At 65.1% G+C, this 684-nt stretch carries 1 protein-coding gene; it reads left to right on the forward strand.

Features of this window, described 5'->3' with window-relative positions; all coding sequences use genetic code 11:
- Nucleotides 1–684, forward strand: a 684-nt coding sequence (locus FNJ47_RS46385; protein ID WP_283811396.1) for a carboxyl transferase domain-containing protein, incomplete at both ends; no start/stop codon positions are given.

Below are 684 nucleotides of genomic sequence, written 5' to 3' on the forward strand. Positions count from 1 at the left end.
GCGCGTTCGAGAATGACGTCGACGCGCTGCTGCAGATGCGCCGGCTGATCGACTTCCTGCCGTCGAACAACACCGACGGCGTGCCGGAATGGCCGAGCTTCGACGATATCGGCCGGGTCGACATGTCGCTCGACACGCTGATCCCCGACAATCCGAACAAGCCCTACGACATGAAGGAGCTGATCCTGAAGGTCGTCGACGAGGGCGACTTCTTCGAGATCTCCGAGACCTTCGCCAAGAACATCGTCACCGGCTTCGGCCGCATCGCCGGCCGCACGGTGGGCTTCGTCGCCAACCAGCCGATGGTGCTGGCGGGCGTGCTCGACTCCGACGCCTCGCGCAAGGCCGCGCGCTTCGTGCGGTTCTGCGATTCCTTCAACATCCCGATCGTCACCTTCGTCGACGTGCCGGGCTTCCTGCCGGGCACCGCGCAGGAATATGGCGGGCTGATCAAGCACGGCGCCAAGCTGCTGTTCGCCTATTCGCAGTGCACGGTGCCGCTCGTCACCATCATCACCCGCAAGGCCTATGGCGGCGCGTTCGACGTCATGGCGTCCAAGGAAATCGGCGCCGACATGAACTACGCCTGGCCGACCGCGCAGATCGCCGTGATGGGCGCCAAGGGCGCGGTGGAGATCATCTTCCGCAGCGACATCGGCGACCCCGACAAGATCGCGGCGCGAA

The organism is Bradyrhizobium uaiense, from assembly GCF_010811875.1.
Taxonomy (GTDB): domain Bacteria; phylum Pseudomonadota; class Alphaproteobacteria; order Rhizobiales; family Xanthobacteraceae; genus Bradyrhizobium; species Bradyrhizobium uaiense.